Here is a 16,287-nt window from a genome sequence, read left to right on the forward strand (position 1 = left end):
GCCTTGCCGGCGATAGGGCCAGCACTGAAGGAACAAAAAAGGGGGGCCAATAACTGGCCCCCCTTTTTCACATCAGCTCAGCTTAGAAAGCAAAGCACGAACAACCCAGCGCCCCCCAGAAGCCCTGGAAGTCATTCACCGGCACACTCGAATGCCGTGCCTTCTCATGGCTGTGCGCATGCACCCCGCAAGGCCCGACACACTGGTGCGCCACCGCTGCCAGCGACGGCGTGCCCACGCGCCAGTGGCCCGGCACCTTGGTCACCGGAGACCACTCCGGCAGCACCGGCACCTGGGGCGGGCCGAGCTTGTCGAATTCCGCCGCGCCATACACCACCTTGCCATCGACCACGGTCAGCACCGACTCGATGCCCTTGATCGCCTCTTCATCGACACTGAAGAAGTCCAGCGACAGCGCCGCCAGGTCAGCCAGCTGGCCCACCTTGATCTGGCCTTTCTTGCCCTGCTCGCTGGAGAACCAGGCGCTGCCCTGGGTGAACAGCTGCAGCGCGGTGTCACGGCTGAGGCCTTCCGGGTACAGCTCCATGCCACCGACGGTCTTGCCGCTGACCAGCCAGTACAGCGAGGTCCACGGGTTGTAGCTGGACACGCGGGTGGCGTCGGTACCGGCGCCCACCGGCACGCCCATGTCGAGCATGCGCTTGATCGGCGGGGTCTGCTCGGCAGCCTTGGCACCGTAGCGGTCGACGAAATACTCACCCTGGAAGGCCATGCGGTCCTGGATCGCGATACCGCCGCCCAGCGCACGCACACGCTCGATGTTCTGCGGGGTGATGGTTTCGGCGTGGTCGAAGAACCACGGCAGGCCATTGAACGGGATGTCCCGGTTGACCTTCTCGAACACGTCGAGCATGCGCGTGATCGATTCGTTGTAGGTGGCATGCAGGCGGAACGGCCAGCGCTGCTCGACCAGGTGGCGCACCACCGGCTCCAGCTCTTGCTCCATGGTTTGCGGCAGGTCCGGGCGCGGTTCGAGGAAGTCCTCGAAGTCGGCGGCGGAAAACACCAGCATCTCGCCGGCGCCATTGTGGCGCAGGAAGTCGGTACCGCTGTGCAGCTTCACGCTGGAGGTCCACTTGCGGAAGTCGTCCAGCTCTTCCTTGGGCTTCTGGGTGAACAGGTTGTAGGCAATGCGCACGGTCAGCTGGTTGTTGTCGGCCAGCTCCTGGATCACCTGATAGTCGTCCGGGTAGTTCTGGTAGCCACCACCGGCATCGATGGCACTGGTCAGGCCCAGGCGGTTGAGCTCGCGCATGAACTGGCGGGTGGAGTTGACCTGGTATTCCAGCGGCAGCTTCGGCCCCTTGGCCAGGGTGGCGTAGAGGATCATCGCGTTGGGGCGGGCGATGAGCATGCCGGTCGGGTTGCCGAACTTGTCACGCTGGATCTCGCCGCCCGGCGGGTTGGGCGTGTCCTTGGTGTAGCCGACTGCCTTGAGCGCAGCGCGGTTGAGCAGTGCGCGGTCATACAGGTGCAGCAGGAATACCGGGGTGTCAGGTGCGGCCTGGTTGATTTCCTCCAGGGTGGGCATGCGTTTTTCGGCGAACTGGAACTCGTTCCAGCCCCCGACCACGCGCACCCATTGCGGGGTCGGCGTGCGCGCGGCCTGGTCCTTGAGCATGCGCAGGGCATCGGCCACCGAAGGCACGCCTTCCCAGCGCAGCTCCAGGTTGTAGTTCAGGCCACCACGGATCAGGTGCAGGTGCGAGTCGTTCAGGCCAGGGATGACCGTACGCTGCTTGAGGTCGATGATCTGCGTGGTGGCGCCCTTGTGGGCCATGGCTTCGGCGTCGTTGCCCACGGCGATGAAACGGCCATCCTTGATGGCGACGGCGGTCGCGGTGGGCTTTTCACGATCAACGGTGTGCAGTTTGCCGTTGAACAGAATCAGATCGGCGGTCATGGAACCTCCTTGGGTGGATGCGTGAGCGGAACCGGCGGAACCGGTAAAGGGCAATGCGGACCAGAGCGCGCCAGCGGCACCGAGCACGGTACTGGTGGCGAGGAACTGGCGACGGGTCTTGTCGTTGCGGTCCTGGGACATGGGGTTCTCCGTCTGGTGCGGCAGCGGGCAGGCGCAACTGCGGAGCATGCCGGTTGGTGTAGGGGCAAGGCTTGGATGGATGTGCGGTGGGTTGTTGAAGGTTAGCCTTGTTCAGCATCTGCGCTGCCTGGGCTGGCCTCTTCGCGGGTGAACCCGCTCCCACAGGGACACCACCGGCCTTGAAGACTGTGGTGTCCCTTGTGGGAGCGGGTTTACCCGCGAATGCCCCAGCACAGTTACTTCTGAAGGAACGCCAGCAAGTCGTGATTGAGTTGCTGTGCATGAGTCACCGCAAACCCGTGCGGCGCCCCCGCGTACACCTTCAGCTCAGCCCCACGAATCAGCTCCGCCGCCCGCTTGCCGGTACTCTCGAACGGCACGATCTGGTCGTCGTCACCGTGGATCACCAGGGTCGGCACATCGATCTTGGCCATATCCGGGCGGAAGTCGGTTTCGGAGAACGCGGTCACGCAATCCAAGGTGCCCTTGATCGATGCCATCAGCGCAATGTTCAAGGTCTGGGTCTGCACACCCTGGGACACCTGCTGCCCATGGTTGATGCCATAGAACGGCGTGGCGAAATCGGCGATGAACTGCGCCCGGTCGGCACGCAGGCCGGCGCAGATACCCTCGAACACCGATAGGTCGACACCTTCAGGGTTGTCGTCACGCTTGCCGAACACCGGCGTCACCGCGCCCAGCAGCACCAGCCCGGCCACACGCTCGCTGCCGTGGCGGGCGATGTAGCGGCTGACGTCGCCGCCACCCATCGAGAAGCCCACCAAGGTCACGTCGCGCAGGTCGAGGTGTTCGATCAGCTGGGCGATGTCATCGGCGAAGGTGTCGTAGTCGTAGCCGTTCCATGGCTGGCTCGAACGTCCGAAACCACGGCGGTCGAAGGCGATGGCGCGGTAGCCGCGGCTGGCCAGGAATTCCATCTGCGAATCCCACATGTCGGCATCCAGTGGCCAGCCGTGGCTGAACAGCACAGGTTTGCCGCTGCCCCAGTCCTTGAAGTAGATCGAAGTGCCATCGCGGGTAACGAACGTGCTCATGTCGGTATCTCCTTGAAAATGTCGAGGTAAAGGCCGGGCTCAGCCACGCAGCCAGTTGGCGCAGCGGCGGGTTACCCAAGGCATGATGTAGAACACCACGGGCAGGATGACGAACAGGTTGACGATCAGGTTGCCGATGATCACGCCCCCCAGCTGCGGGAAGCGTGCGAACAGCGGCGCCAGCAGTTGTGGAATGATCATGGTCATCGGGCAGATCACCAGGTAGGTCAGCAGCGCCTGCTTCCAGCGCGGCGGTTGCGCCGGCGTGGTGCCCGTCGAACTGGCGATTACCTTGTGTTGCAGGCATACGGTCACTACGTCGCGGTTGTCTTGGGGTGCGGTGTTCATCGGCGTTCCTTGGGATGAGCTTGCCCGCATCCACTGTGCAACGGCGGACGGGCGCTGGATTGGACAGGTGTGCTGCCTTGGCGGGCACCGGCTGGCGGTGCCCGCGCATCTGGCTTATTTGCTGGCGTTGAAAGCGTTGTAACTGGTGATCAGGTTGCGGTAGTCCGGGATGTGGTTGGAGCACAGCGCGGCCAGGCCTTCGATGTCGTTGCGCCAGTCGCGGTGCAACTCACAGGCCACGCCGAACCAGGTCATCAGTTGTGCGCCGGCCTGGCTCATGCGGTCGTGGGCGGCGTCGCGGGTCATGGCGTTGAAGGTGCCGGAGGCATCGGTGACCACGAACACTTCAAACTCTTCTTCCAGGGCCGACAGCGCCGGGAAGGCTACGCACACTTCGGTCACCACGCCGGCGATGATCAGCTGCTTCTTGCCCGTGGCCTTCACCGCCTTGACGAAGTCCTCGTTGTCCCAGGCGTTGATCTGGCCTGGGCGGGCGATGTAGGGGGCGTCCGGGAACAGGGCTTTCAGCTCTGGTACCAGCGGGCCGTTGGGGCCTTGCTCGAAGCTGGTGGTGAGGATGGTCGGCAGGTTGAAGAACTTGGCCAGGTCGGCCAGGGCCAATACGTTGTTCTTGAACGCGTCCGGCTCGATGTCGCGGACCAGGGACAGCAGGCCAGCCTGGTGGTCGACCAGCAGGACAGCGGCGTCGTCTTTGTTCAGGCGGTTGTATTTGAAGTTGGTCATGGTCGTTGCTCCTAAGGGTTTTGATCTTTTCAGTAAGTTGGGTGTTTCGCGTTGATGGGAGAAGATTAAAACCATGACCTTTTGGGCGGTAGATAGCGATTTTTGGCTCTAGCGTTCTGTTTTATGAACGATGGTTTTGTATGGGCTCGACCGGCCCTTTCGCGGCTAAAGCCGCTCCTACAGGTACTGCGCACGATTCAGATCCAGCGCAATCCCTGTGGGAGCGGCTTTAGCCGCGAAGAGGCCGGCACAGGCCCCATTGCCTGCCCGGCCAACCTGCTCTATTACTACCCACAACCCTCCCCTCACCCGAGACCACCATGCTGGCGTTCATCCAGTCATACCCGTTGTTGCTCGGCACCGCCCTGGTCCTGCTCGACCTCGTGCTCTGGCAATTGATTCCTCTCCAGCAACGCGCCTGGCGCATCGGCGCGCGGCTGGTGCTGTTCCTGCTGTTCAGCTCGGTACTGGTGGCTGCCGGCATGAGCCCGATGCAACCACCACCCTGGCCCGATGATGTCTCGCGCAACCTGATCGCCACGGTACTGGCGATCGGCTGGTGGCTGTTCGGCGCACGCACGGTGACGGTGGTGTTCGGCCTGTTGCTGGGTGCCCGTGGCAGCCATGGCGGGCGTTTGCTGCAGGATGTGCTGGGGGCGCTGATCTTCCTGGCTGCGGTGGTCGCCGCCGCAGGTTATGTGTTGCAGTTGCCGGTGAAGGGCCTGCTGGCTACATCGGGGGTAATGGCCATCGTCATCGGCCTGGCGCTGCAGAGCACATTGGCCGACGTGTTCAGTGGCATCATCCTGAACACCACGCGGCCGTATCAGATTGGCGACTCGATCTCCATCGATAGCACCGAAGGCAAGGTGCTGGAAATCGACTGGCGTGCCACCCGCCTGCTCACCAGCACCGGCAGCCTGGCGGTGATCCCCAACTCGGTGGCGGCCAAGGCCCGGCTGCTCAACCACAGCCGCCCGGCCGATGTGCACGGGGTGTCGGTCAGCGTGGTGGTACCGGCCAAGGTGCGGCCCAAACGGGTGTTCGATGCTCTGGAAAAAGCCTTGCAAGGCGTCAGTGCCATCCTGGCTACACCAAGACCAAAGGTGACGGTGAAAGCCTCGACGCTGGAATCAGTGGAGTACGAAGCCAGCGGCTTCGTAGCCGACGCGGGCGCCAAGGGCGACGCGCGCAACCAGCTGTTCGACCTGGCCCACCGGCACCTGGAGGCCAGCGGGGTGATGTGGAACACCGACCTGGCCATGCCACCACGCAGCCGCCAGCGCGAGGTGCTGGACGAGGTGCGGGTGTTCCGCTCGCTGAGCGCGGAAGAGCGCGATGCGTTGAGCCAGCGTATGACGGCGGTGGAATACCTGGCCGACCAGGTAATCCTGGGCGTGGGCGAGCATTCCGATCACTTGCTGGTGATTGGCAGCGGGGTGGTTTCGGCGTCGATCCGCGATGGCGACAAGCTGGTCGAGGCCGGGCGCATGGGGCCGGGCGAGGTGCTCGGGATCGAGGGGATCATCGACGATGAGCAGTCGTTTGCCGAATTCCGCACATTGACCGGTTGCGTGCTGTACCGGATCGACAAGGAGCAGGTGAAGAGCTGCCTGGTGCAACGCGGCGATGTGCAAACGGCGTTGAGCAAGTTGCAGCGGTTTCGGCGGCAGAGCCGGGAGTCGTTGTTGCTGCAGAAGCCGGTTTCGATCAAGAAGGGCGGTTTTCTCAGCTGGTTGCACAAATAAGCCTGTGCCGGCCTCTTCGCGGGTAAACCCGCTCCCACAGGTACTGCGCAGCGTTCAGATTTTGCGCAGTTTCTGTGGGAGCGGGTTTACCCGCGAAGAGGCCAGTATTTACAACACAACTCTCAAACATTGCCCCGCGTGGTACAGCGAGAACCCGGACTCATAGAACGCAGTCCGCAGCGAGGGCGCACTCACGCCCTTCATCGGTGAGAACGGAATCGGCAGGCTGCCCGCCTCCCCCTTCAGCAGGAACTCGGCAAACGCCCGGCCAATCACGGTCCCAGTAGTATTGCCCCGCCCGTTGTACCCGGTCACCGCCACCAGCCCCGGCGCCGGTTCGAACAGGCGCATCAGGTGGTCCGGGGTGAAGTCGATGCAACCGGTCCAGTGCATTTCCCACTCGACCTTGCCCAGCTCCGGGTAATAGTGGCTCTGGATGCGGTCAGCCCAGCTGCGCACGAACCACGCCGGCTTGTTGTCGACCCGGCCCAGGCTGCCGAGCAGCAGGCGGCCCTGGTCGTCGCGACGGATGCTGCTGAGCACGGTGCGGGTGTCCCATGAGCCTTGGCCATGTGGCAGCACCTTGTCGGCTGCAGCACCCTGCAACGGCTTGGATGCCACCTGGTAGTAGTAGCCACGGAAGAACTGCTTCTGCAGGTTGCTCCAGTCGCCTTCGGTGTAGGCACCAGTGGAAATCACCACCTTGTCGGCGCGCACCGAACCACGTGCGGTCTTCACCCGCCAGGCATCGCCGTCACGCTCCAGGCCTTCGACCGAAGACTGCTGGAACAGCTTGCCACCCAGGCGTGCCACCGCTGCGGCCAGGCCCTGGGTGTAGCCCATGGGGTTGATGGTGCCGGCGCGGCGGTCGAGCAGCGCGGCGGAAATCTTGTCGGTGCCGCAGTATTCCTGGCACTGGGCGCCGGTCAGCAGCTCCACATCGGCACCACGGCGGCGCCATTGTTCGTGGCGGGCCTCCAGGTCGGCGATACCGGTGGCGTTGTGCGCCATGTGCAGCGTGCCTTTGTGCTGGGCCTGGCAGTCGATGCCAAGGCGTTCGATCATGGCGAACACTTCGGCCGGGGCTTCGCCGAGCACCTTGTTCAGGCGGCTGCCCTGCTGCAGGCCGAGGGTGGCCTCGACATCGTCGGGGCGGATCCAGGTGCCGGCGTTGACCAGGCCGACGTTGCGCCCGGAGCCACCGTGACCGATCTTCCAGGCCTCCAGCAGGATCACCGACTTGCCCTGTTCGAGCAGGTGGATGGCCGCCGACAGGCCGGTGATGCCGCCACCGATCACGCAGACATCGGCCTTGTGCTCACCGGCCAGGGCCTGGGCGGCGACGGTCGGTTTGCTGACGAATTCCCACAAGCATTCTTGACGCAGTTCGGACATGGCCCGGCTCCAGCAATTTGTTCTTGTTTGGGGCCGTTGTGCGGCCCATTCGCGGGTAAACCCGCTCCCACAGGTGCATCACAGGTTTCAAGAACTGTGTTGTACCTGTGGGAGCGGGTTTACCCGCGAACCGGGGGCCAGGCCCCCGGCCATGCAGCATCAGCCGATCAGTCGAACACGATACCCTGCGCCAGCGGCAGTTCGCGCGAGTAGTTCACGGTGTTGGTCTGGCGACGCATGTAGCCTTTCCAGGCGTCCGAACCGGACTCACGGCCACCACCAGTCTCCTTCTCGCCACCGAACGCACCGCCGATCTCGGCGCCGCTGGTACCGATGTTGACGTTGGCGATGCCGCAGTCGCTGCCCGAGGCGCTCTGGAAGCGTTCGGCCTCACGGATGTCGGTGGTAAAGATGCACGACGACAGGCCTTGTGGCACTTCGTTGTTCAGGCGCAGGGCCTCTTCGAAGTCGTCGTAGGCCAGCACGTACAGAATCGGGGCGAAGGTTTCGTGGCGCACCACGTCGCTCTGCGCCGGCATTTCGGCGATGGCAGGCGATACGTAGTAGGCGTTCGGGTACTGATCGGCCAGCTGACGCTCGCCACCAAATACCTGGCCACCTTCGTCGCGGGCCTTGGCCAGCGCGCCCTGCATGGCGTCGAACGACTGCTTGTCGATCAGCGGGCCCACCAGGTTGTCCTTGCGTGGATCACCGATGCGAACCTTGCCGTAGGCGGCTTTGACGCGGGCAACCACTTCGTCCTTGATCGAACGGTGCACGATCAGGCGGCGCAGGGTGGTGCAACGCTGGCCGGCGGTGCCGACTGCGGAGAACAGGATGCCACGCACGGCCAGGTCGAGGTCGGCGCTCGGGGCCAGGATCATGGCGTTGTTGCCACCCAGCTCGAGGATGCTGCGGCCGAAGCGGGCAGCCACACGTGGGCCGACTTCGCGACCCATGCGGGTGCTGCCGGTGGCGCTGACCAGCGGTACGCGCGGGTCGTCGACCATGGCTTCGCCGGCTTCACGGCCGCCGATCACCAGTTGTGCCAGGCCAGCCGGGGCATCACCAAAGGCTTTCAGGGCTTTTTCGAACAGCGCCTGGCAGGCCAGGGCGGTCAGCGGGGTCTTCTCGGACGGTTTCCATACCACCGAGTTACCGGCGACCAGGGCCAGGGCGGTGTTCCAGGCCCAGACTGCGACCGGGAAGTTGAAGGCGCTGATCACGCCGACCACGCCCAGCGGGTGCCAGGTTTCACGCATATGGTGGCCAGGGCGCTCGGAAGCGATGGTCAGGCCGTACAGCTGGCGCGACAGGCCAACGGCGAAGTCGCAGATGTCGATCATTTCCTGCACTTCGCCCAGGCCTTCCTGGGTGATCTTGCCGGCTTCGATCGAAACCAGCTCGCCGAGGTCGGCCTTGTGCTCACGCAGCACTTCGCCGAACAGGCGCACCAGCTCGCCACGGCGCGGGGCCGGCACGCTGCGCCAGGCTTCGAAGGCGCTCTGGGCCTGATCGATGCGGGCGATGGTCTCGGCCTTGCCGAGCAGTTTCACCGAGGCGATCTGGCTGCCGTCGATCGGCGTGTGAACAGGGTAGTCGCCCTGGGTGTAAGCCTCGGCAGCAACGCCAAGGCGCTCGAGCAGTCCAGCAACCATTTGTGCATCTCCTACATCGGGTGATGGGGTGGAAAAATGATGTGGATCAGTATTAATCCGATCACACCGGTGCAACAAACGACCTTTATTCCGCATATCATTCCGTCAGGTAATGATTTGAGCCGCAGAGACCGCTATGTCCAAACGCCTGGTGCCCTCCATGACCGCCCTGCAGTGCTTCGAAGCTGCAGCCCGCCATTTGAGCTTTACCCGTGCCGCCGAAGAGCTGCACCTGACCCAGAGCGCGGTCAGCAAGCAGGTGGCGCAGCTTGAAGACATGCTGCGCCACCACCTGTTCCTGCGTATCCGTCGCCGCCTGCAGCTGACACCGGCGGGCAGCCTGTACCTGGCCGAGGTCAACAAGATCCTCACCCAGGTGGATATGTCCAGCCGCTACGTGCTCACCTACGGCGAGCAGACCGAGATATTGAAGGTAGCCACTCAGCCGAGTTTTGGCGTGCGCTGGTTGATCCCGCACCTCAAGGGTTTTGGCAAGCGCCACAACAACATCCACCTGGACATCCGCAACGAAATGGAGCCTTTCGCCCTGCTGCAAGGCTCGGCGGACGTGGTGTTCTTCTATGGCCAGGGCACTTGGCCGGGGGCCACCTGCGTGGAGCTGTTCGGTGAAGAGGTGGTGCCGGTATGTGCGCCGGAGTTGCTGGCCGGGCGTGAACTGAACGATGCCGGGGAGCTGGCCGAACTGGTGTTGCTGCAGAGCACCTCGCGGCCAGAGGCCTGGCACGAGTGGTTCCTGGAGTTGGGCTTGCAGAGCGTCAGCGCCTACCACGGGCCGCGCTTCGATACCTTCTACATGGCCTTGAGCGCGGCGCAGGCCGGGTGCGGGGTGGCGTTGGTGCCGCGCTACCTGGCGGCGAAGGAGCTGGCCGAGGGGAGTTTGATGGTGCCGTGGAACCATGCGATGCGCAGTGCCGGGGCGCATTACCTGGCGTATGCCGAGCATGCGGCGGAGGTGCCTAAGGTAAGGGCGTTGGTGGAATGGATTCGCGAGCAGCTTCAGGCTTGAGATTGCCGGGGCCGCTTTGCGGCCCATCGCCGGCAAGCCAGCTCCCACAGGGAGCTCCACAATTGCTGAATCCTGTGTCCAACCTGTGGGTGCGGGCGTGCCCGCGAAAGGGCCCTTGAGGTCGATCAAAAAAGGAATGACACACTCACTTTTTTTCGCTTGTGAGCAAAGTGCATTCCCAGCTTTCATGTAAGCGTCCGAACCCAACCAGGAAGCTAGCGATGCCCGCCCACGATTTCGTCAGCCCCGACAGCATCCGCGCGCAGTTCTCTGCCGCCATGTCGCTCATGTACAAACAGGAAGTGCCCCTGTACGGCACGCTGCTGGAGCTGGTGAGCGAAATCAACCAGCAGGTCATGGCCCAGCAACCCGAGGTTGCCGAGGCCCTGCGCTGGACCGGCGAAATCGAGCGCCTGGATCAGGAGCGCCACGGAGCCATCCGTGTCGGCACCGCCGCAGAGCTGGCCACCATCGCCCGGTTGTTCGCGGTCATGGGCATGCAGCCAGTCGGCTACTACGACCTCAGTTCCGCCGGTGTGCCGGTGCATTCCACCGCCTTCCGCGCGGTGCACGAGCAGTCGCTGCACGTCAGCCCGTTCCGCGTATTCACTTCGCTGCTGCGCCTGGAGCTGATCGACAACCCGCAACTGCGCGAGCTGGCAGAGAGCATCCTGGCCAAGCGCCAGATCTTCACCGCCCGCGCCCTTGAGCTGATTGACCAATGCGAGCGCAATGGTGGCCTGAATGCCGCCGATGCCGAGGCGTTCGTGCAGGAAGCGCTGCACACCTTCCGCTGGCACCATGACGCCACCGTCACTGCCGAGCAGTACCAGCAGTTGCACGACCAGCACCGCCTGATCGCCGATGTGGTGGCCTTCAAGGGCCCGCACATCAACCATCTGACCCCGCGCACCCTGGACATCGATGCAATCCAGCTCGGCATGCCGGCCAAGGGCATCCCGCCAAAGGCCGTGGTCGAAGGCCCGCCCACTCGCCGCCACCCGATCCTGCTGCGCCAGACCAGCTTCAAGGCCCTGCAGGAAAAGGTTGCGTTCAGCGACCAGCAGGGCAGCGAAGGCAGCCACACCGCGCGCTTCGGCGAAATCGAGCAACGCGGCGCGGCGCTGACGCCGAAAGGCCGCCAGCTGTACGACAAGCTGCTCGACGCCACCCGCGCCGCCCTGGGTGGCGCCCCGGCCGAGGCCAATGCCGAACGCTACATGGCGTTGCTGAAGGACACCTTTGCCGAGTTCCCGGATGACCTGGCACAGATGCGTGAACAAGGGCTGGCCTACTTCCGCTACTTCGCCACCGAGAAAGGCCTGGCTGCGCGTGACCAGGACGACCGCCCAACCACGCTGGAAGGGTTGATCGAGGCAGGCCATGTGCACTTCGAGGCGCTGGTGTACGAGGACTTCCTGCCGGTGAGCGCGGCGGGGATCTTCCAGTCCAACCTGGGTGACGATGCGCAGGCCGAGTACGGCAGCAACGCCAACCGCGATGCGTTCGAAGCGGCGCTGGGGCTGCAGGTGCAGGATGAGCTGGCGCTGTATGCGCAGAGCGAGCGTCGGTCGCTGCAGGCGTGTGCACAGGCGTTGAACCTGGGCTCGATGTAAGGCATTGCGGCCTCTTCGCGGGTAAACCCGCTCCCACAGGCTCGGTGCAGTCCTTGAGGCCAGCGCTGTCCTGTGGAAGCTTCGGCGCAGGCCTTGAGGCCAGTACTGTACCGGTGGGAGCGGGTTTACCCGCGAAGAGGCCGGTACAGGCGATCAGAGGGGCGGCAGGATCTGCACATCCGGCAAATCCATCGCCGCCACCTCCTCTTCCAGAAACGCGCTCAAACGCCGCAACCGCTCGCCCCCCGGCCGAGTGCGCGGCCACACCAGGTAATAATCCATCCCGCTGGGCACCGCCGTCGGCCAAGGCAAGCTCAAGCGCCCCTGCGCCACATCTTCGGCCACCATCAGCAAATCACCCATGGAAATGCCATAGCCACGCGCAGCGGCAATCATGCCCAGCTCCAGGGTGTCGAACACCTGCCCGCCCTTGAGCGAAACCTTGTCACTCAACCCCATGCGCTCCAACCATTCCCGCCAGTCGCGCTTGTCCACCGTGGGGTGCAGCAGCTCTATGCAGGCCAGCCGACGCTCGTCCCAGGGTTCCTCGTCGAGCAGGTCTGGCGCACCCACGGGGATCAGCAGCTCCGGGAACAACCTGCGCACTTCCCATTCCGGCGGGAACACCCCGTCGCTGAGCAACACCGCGCAATCGAACGGCTCCTGGTTGAAGTCCACATGGTCGACATCCATCCAGGCGCTGGTCAGCTGCACTTCGTTGCCAGGCTGCAAGTGGCGAAAGCGGCTAAGGCGCGCCAGCAACCAGCGCATGGTCAGGGTCGAGGGAGCCTTCATGCGCAGGATGTCATCCTCACCGCGCAAGGTATCGCAAGCCCGTTCCAGCGCGGCAAAGCCTTCACGCACACCGGGCAGCAGCACCCGCGCCGCTTCGGTCAGTTGCAGGCTGCGGCCACTGCGCACGAACAGGCGGCAGGCAAAATGCTCCTCCAGCGTGCGGATATGCCGGCTGACCGCGCTCTGGGTAATCGACAGCTCTTCGCCGGCACGGGTGAAGGAGCTTAGCCGCGCGGCGGCTTCGAATGCGCGCAGGGCATACAGCGGGGGGAGCTGACGGGACATGAGGCACCTGCCATACGGGGCTGTGAAATGAATCACCGGGAAGCATATATACATGAGTCAGACTCATGCCAATGATCGCATTTATCCTTTTGTGCAAAGTTGACCAAAGCCTCAGAATCGCCCTTCGTTGATCACCCCAGGAAAAGGACTGCCTCCATGCATGTCGCGCCCACCACAGAACTCAAGGCTTTGCTGCGCCTGGCCGGGCCGCTGATCGCCTCGCAGTTGGCGCACATGCTGATGGTGCTGACCGATACCCTGATGATGGCCCGCATCAGCCCGCAAGCCCTGGCTGGTGGCGGCCTGGGCGCGGCGAGCTACTCGTTCGTGTCGATCTTCTGCCTTGGCGTGATCGCTGCGGTCGGCACCCTGGTGGCCATTCGCAAGGGCGCCAACGACATCGAGGGCGCCACCCGCCTGGCGCAGGGTGGCCTGTGGCTGGCCTGGGGCCTGGCGCTGTTCGCTGCGCTGGTGCTGTGGAACCTTGAACCGGTACTGCTGCTGTTCGGGCAAAAGCCCGAGAACGTTGCCTCGGCCGCCGAATTCCTCACCCTGCTGCCACTGGCGCTGCCCGGCTACCTGACTTTCATGGCGTTGCGCGGCTTTACCAGCGCGCTGGGCCGGTCTACGCCGGTGATGGTCATCAGCCTGGTTGGCACGGTGCTCAACTACCTGTTCAACGTGGCGCTGATCGAAGGCATGTTCGGCCTGCCCAAGCTGGGCCTGATGGGCATCGGCCTGGTCACCGCGGTGGTGTCGATGGGCATGGCCATTGCCTTGGCGCTGTATATCCGTTGGCACCCGGCCTATGCCGCCTACCCATTGCGCAAGGGCCTGTCGCGCCCTTCGCTGCCGGCCCTGCGCGAGCTGTGGCGGCTGGGCCTGCCGATTGGCGGCACCTACATGGTGGAAGTCGGCCTGTTCGCCTTTGCCGCGCTGTGCATGGGCGTGCTGGGCAGTACCGAGCTGGCGGCGCACCAGATCGCCCTGCAGATCGTCTCCACAGCGTTCATGGTGCCGACCGGGTTGTCGTATGCGGTGACCATGCGCGTGGGGCTGTACTACGGCGCCGGCAACCTGCTGGCGGCGCGCAGCGCCGGGCGGGTGGGCATCGGCTTCGGGGCGATGATCATGTTTGCCTTCGCCGCGCTGTTCTGGCTGCTGCCCGATGCGCTGGTGGGGCTGTTCATCGACCGTGACGACCCGGCATTTGCGGCGATCTTCCAGCTGGCGGTGCAGTTGCTGATGGTGGCTGCGTGGTTCGAGCTGTTCGATGGCATGCAGACGATCGCGATGGGCTCGATCCGTGGGCTGAAGGATGCCAAGACCACCTTCCTGATCGGGTTGGTGTGCTACTGGCTGGTGGGGGCGCCGAGCGCCTGGCTGTTCACCTTTACCCTGGGCGGTGGCGCGGTCGGGGTGTGGTGGGGGCTGGCGTTGGGGCTGGCGTGTGCGGCGGTGGCACTGACCTTTGGCTTTGAGTGGCGGATGAAGCGGCTTTTAGGCAAGGCCGGGATTGGTGGAGCGGCGACGGCTTCGGCCTGACTTGCGGGCCTCTTCGCGGGTAAACCCGCTCCCACAGGGACTGCGCAGGGTCTGAATCCTGTGCAAAGCCTGTGGGAGCGGGTTCACCCGCGAAAGGGCCCTAAAGGGCTGTGCCCAACTGGCAGCCGGTCGCCTGCAGCAAGAACTCCATCAACTCCCCCACCGGCAGCGGCTTGCTGACCAGGAAGCCCTGCACCTGGTCACAGCCAAACCCGCGCAGCAACGCCATCTGCTCTTCACTCTCTACCCCTTCGGCCACCACCTCGAGGTTGAGGTTGTGCGCCAGGTTGATCATGGCGTGCACAAGCTTGCGGTTCTCCTCGCGCATTTCCATCTCCGCGACAAAGCTGCGGTCCACCTTGAGCAAGGTGATCGGCAGGCTGTTTAGGTGCACGAACGAAGAGAACCCGGTACCGAAATCATCGAGCGAGAAGCGCACACCCAGGCGCCCCAGGGCGTCCATGGTCTGGCGTACCAGCTCGTTGCGGCGCATCACCGCCGTTTCGGTGAGCTCGAATTCGAGCCAGCGGGCATCCACACCATGTTCGAGAATCAGGCGGCTCAAGGTCGCCAGCAACTGGCTGTCCTGGAACTGGCGGAAGCTCAGGTTGACCGCCATGTGCAGCGGCTCCAGGCCGCGCTCGCACAGTGCCTGCATGTCGCGCAGGGCTCGGGAAATCACCCAGTAGCCCAGTGGCACGATCAGGCCGCTCTGCTCGGCCAGCGGCACGAACTCGCTGGGCGGCAACAGGCCACGCTCGGCATGCCGCCAGCGCACCAGCGCCTCGAGGCCGACGATGCGCCCGTCGGCCAGGTTCAACCGCGGCTGGTAATGCAGCTCCAGCTCGTCCCGGCGCAGGGCGCGGCGCAATTCGCTTTCCAGATCGGCAAGGCTACGGGCGTTGCGATTGATGCGCTCGTTGAACACATGGAAGGTGCAACCCTGGCTGCCCTTGGCCTGGCGCATGGCGATGTGCGCATGCCACATCAGCGGGTCGGCACCACCCTGGGCGCGGGCATGGGCCAGGCCCAGGCTGCAGCCCAGCAGCAGGCTTTCGCCGTCGATCCAGTAGGGTTCGGCCAACGCCTCGACAATCCGCTCGGCAATCCACTCGGCACGGTTGGGGTCGCGTCGGGTGTCGATCAGCAGGGCGAACTCGTCGCTGCCCAGGCGCGCCAGTTGGTCGCCCGCCTCCAGTTGCTGTTTCAGCCGCGCCACCACCTGCAGGATCAGGCGGTCGCCGCTCTGGTGGCCAAGGGCGTCGTTGACGTGGCGGAAGTTGTCCAGGTCCAGGTGGCCGAGGGCAAGGCCACGGCCGTCGTTCTCGGCCAGGCGCGCGGTCAGCAAGGCCTGGAAGCCCTGGCGGTTGGCGATGCCGGTCAGCGGGTCCTGCTCGGCCAGGCGCTGCAAGGTGGCCACCAGCACGCCGCGCTCGCGCACATGGCGCAGCGAGCGACGCAAGGTGTCAGCATTGAGCTGGTCACGCACCAGCCAGTCACTGACGGCGCTGGGCGCTAACTGAGGCTCGTGGTCGAGCAGCAGGATGGTCGGCAGCTCGCAGCGTCCAGGCGCGGGCTGCAGGGCCGGGGTTGCCAGCACGACAGCCTGGCGGTCCTGGTTGAACAGGCTGTCGACCGAGTCCCAGTTCGGCGCCGTCAGCAGCACGACGCTGCCACCCTGGGCAGGCATGCACTCGCGTAGCAGCGCGCCCCATTCCGGCTCATCGGCCAACAGCAGCAAACGCAATGGTTCGACAGGCGTGGACAAGCGGGCTCCTTAGGCTTCACGGTGCAACGGAAACTGCCAGGTATGCTACTGCATTAATGAAAATGGTTTTCAATTTAATACATGTTTCTACGGGTGTAGCATCCCGACGTATTTTGTCGTGCATCCTGCGCGAAACTGCGCCAGCCGGCAAATCCCGTTTACATATTTGACTCAGACGTCAGACGGTCGCGCCACAAACGCCCCATGCCTGTTAGAATGCGCGGCTATTTTCTGGCGA

At 64.3% G+C, this 16,287-nt stretch carries 12 protein-coding genes; 4 read left to right on the top strand and 8 right to left on the bottom strand.

Annotated elements, in window-relative coordinates; genetic code table 11:
* Window positions 1-82 precede the first annotated feature (82 nt).
* The 4 genes from E5221_RS27580 to ycaC all read right to left on the bottom strand — a co-directional run bounded on the left by E5221_RS27580 (window position 83) and on the right by ycaC (window position 4,212).
* The gene (locus E5221_RS27580) at window positions 83-1,924 is read right to left on the bottom strand and encodes an amidohydrolase (protein ID WP_015272310.1); all 1,842 of its coding nucleotides are present in this window, start codon (window positions 1,922-1,924) and stop codon (window positions 83-85) included.
* Window positions 1,925-2,301: 377 nt separating this feature from the next.
* Entirely contained in the window at window positions 2,302-3,120 is an 819-nt protein-coding gene (locus E5221_RS27585; protein WP_061550256.1) for an alpha/beta hydrolase, read from the bottom strand.
* A 39-nt stretch (window positions 3,121-3,159) separates the two neighbouring features.
* On the bottom strand, window positions 3,160-3,468 hold the full coding sequence (locus tag E5221_RS27590; protein WP_247846721.1) for a hypothetical protein: 309 nt from the start codon (window positions 3,466-3,468) through the stop codon (window positions 3,160-3,162).
* A 114-nt stretch (window positions 3,469-3,582) separates the two neighbouring features.
* Window positions 3,583-4,212: an isochorismate family cysteine hydrolase YcaC gene (gene ycaC, locus E5221_RS27595; protein ID WP_015272313.1), complete on the bottom strand. Its 630-nt coding sequence runs from the start codon at window positions 4,210-4,212 to the stop codon at window positions 3,583-3,585.
* A gap of 320 nt (window positions 4,213-4,532) precedes the next feature.
* Between ycaC and E5221_RS27600 the strand changes: the two genes are divergently transcribed.
* The gene (locus E5221_RS27600) at window positions 4,533-5,960 is read left to right on the top strand and encodes a mechanosensitive ion channel family protein (protein WP_123085534.1); all 1,428 of its coding nucleotides are present in this window, start codon (window positions 4,533-4,535) and stop codon (window positions 5,958-5,960) included.
* Window positions 5,961-6,068: 108 nt separating this feature from the next.
* Here E5221_RS27600 and E5221_RS27605 read toward each other — a convergent pair whose 3' ends face one another.
* Window positions 6,069-7,355, bottom strand: a complete 1,287-nt coding sequence (locus E5221_RS27605; protein WP_013974769.1) for an FAD-binding oxidoreductase — start codon at window positions 7,353-7,355, stop codon at window positions 6,069-6,071.
* A gap of 167 nt (window positions 7,356-7,522) precedes the next feature.
* Window positions 7,523-9,013 carry an aldehyde dehydrogenase family protein gene (locus tag E5221_RS27610; RefSeq protein ID WP_003253547.1) on the bottom strand — a complete coding sequence of 497 codons (1,491 nt, stop codon included), beginning with the start codon at window positions 9,011-9,013 and terminating at the stop codon, window positions 7,523-7,525.
* 136 nt (window positions 9,014-9,149) lie between these two features.
* Between E5221_RS27610 and E5221_RS27615 the strand changes: the two genes are divergently transcribed.
* Together E5221_RS27615 and E5221_RS27620 are read left to right on the top strand one after the other, a co-directional pair.
* A complete protein-coding gene (locus E5221_RS27615; RefSeq protein ID WP_182329520.1) occupies window positions 9,150-10,040 on the top strand; it encodes a LysR family transcriptional regulator in 891 nt (296 codons plus the stop codon).
* A 221-nt stretch (window positions 10,041-10,261) separates the two neighbouring features.
* On the top strand, window positions 10,262-11,656 hold the full coding sequence (locus E5221_RS27620) for a VOC family protein (protein WP_061550250.1): 1,395 nt from the start codon (window positions 10,262-10,264) through the stop codon (window positions 11,654-11,656).
* Window positions 11,657-11,809: 153 nt separating this feature from the next.
* Here E5221_RS27620 and E5221_RS27625 read toward each other — a convergent pair whose 3' ends face one another.
* The gene (locus E5221_RS27625) at window positions 11,810-12,736 is read right to left on the bottom strand and encodes a LysR substrate-binding domain-containing protein (RefSeq protein ID WP_015272317.1); all 927 of its coding nucleotides are present in this window, start codon (window positions 12,734-12,736) and stop codon (window positions 11,810-11,812) included.
* Between the two features lie 156 nt (window positions 12,737-12,892).
* On the opposite strand from E5221_RS27625, the gene E5221_RS27630 reads away from it, so the two are divergent.
* Window positions 12,893-14,281 (top strand): NorM family multidrug efflux MATE transporter, encoded by a 1,389-nt coding sequence (locus E5221_RS27630; RefSeq protein WP_024087906.1) that lies wholly within the window; start codon window positions 12,893-12,895, stop codon window positions 14,279-14,281.
* A 100-nt stretch (window positions 14,282-14,381) separates the two neighbouring features.
* Here E5221_RS27630 and E5221_RS27635 read toward each other — a convergent pair whose 3' ends face one another.
* Window positions 14,382-16,049 carry a bifunctional diguanylate cyclase/phosphodiesterase gene (locus E5221_RS27635; protein WP_061550249.1) on the bottom strand — a complete coding sequence of 556 codons (1,668 nt, stop codon included), beginning with the start codon at window positions 16,047-16,049 and terminating at the stop codon, window positions 14,382-14,384.
* Between the last annotated feature and the right edge of the window lie 238 nt (window positions 16,050-16,287).

Origin of the sequence: Pseudomonas sp. A2, assembly GCF_023100865.1 — a bacterium.
In the GTDB taxonomy this organism is placed as follows: domain Bacteria; phylum Pseudomonadota; class Gammaproteobacteria; order Pseudomonadales; family Pseudomonadaceae; genus Aquipseudomonas; species Aquipseudomonas asiatica.

What these genes read in the sequence shown, in the direction of transcription:
- E5221_RS27580 (WP_015272310.1), bottom strand. Translation starts at nt 1,924, where the DNA reads ATGACCGCCGATCTGATTCTGTTCAACGGCAAACTGCACACCGTTGAT.
- E5221_RS27585 (WP_061550256.1), bottom strand. Translation starts at nt 3,120, where the DNA reads ATGAGCACGTTCGTTACCCGCGATGGCACTTCGATCTACTTCAAGGAC.
- E5221_RS27590 (WP_247846721.1), bottom strand. Translation starts at nt 3,468, where the DNA reads ATGAACACCGCACCCCAAGACAACCGCGACGTAGTGACCGTATGCCTG.
- ycaC (WP_015272313.1), bottom strand. Translation starts at nt 4,212, where the DNA reads ATGACCAACTTCAAATACAACCGCCTGAACAAAGACGACGCCGCTGTC.
- E5221_RS27600 (WP_123085534.1), top strand. Translation starts at nt 4,533, where the DNA reads ATGCTGGCGTTCATCCAGTCATACCCGTTGTTGCTCGGCACCGCCCTG.
- E5221_RS27605 (WP_013974769.1), bottom strand. Translation starts at nt 7,355, where the DNA reads ATGTCCGAACTGCGTCAAGAATGCTTGTGGGAATTCGTCAGCAAACCG.
- E5221_RS27610 (WP_003253547.1), bottom strand. Translation starts at nt 9,013, where the DNA reads ATGGTTGCTGGACTGCTCGAGCGCCTTGGCGTTGCTGCCGAGGCTTAC.
- E5221_RS27615 (WP_182329520.1), top strand. Translation starts at nt 9,150, where the DNA reads ATGTCCAAACGCCTGGTGCCCTCCATGACCGCCCTGCAGTGCTTCGAA.
- E5221_RS27620 (WP_061550250.1), top strand. Translation starts at nt 10,262, where the DNA reads ATGCCCGCCCACGATTTCGTCAGCCCCGACAGCATCCGCGCGCAGTTC.
- E5221_RS27625 (WP_015272317.1), bottom strand. Translation starts at nt 12,736, where the DNA reads ATGTCCCGTCAGCTCCCCCCGCTGTATGCCCTGCGCGCATTCGAAGCC.
- E5221_RS27630 (WP_024087906.1), top strand. Translation starts at nt 12,893, where the DNA reads ATGCATGTCGCGCCCACCACAGAACTCAAGGCTTTGCTGCGCCTGGCC.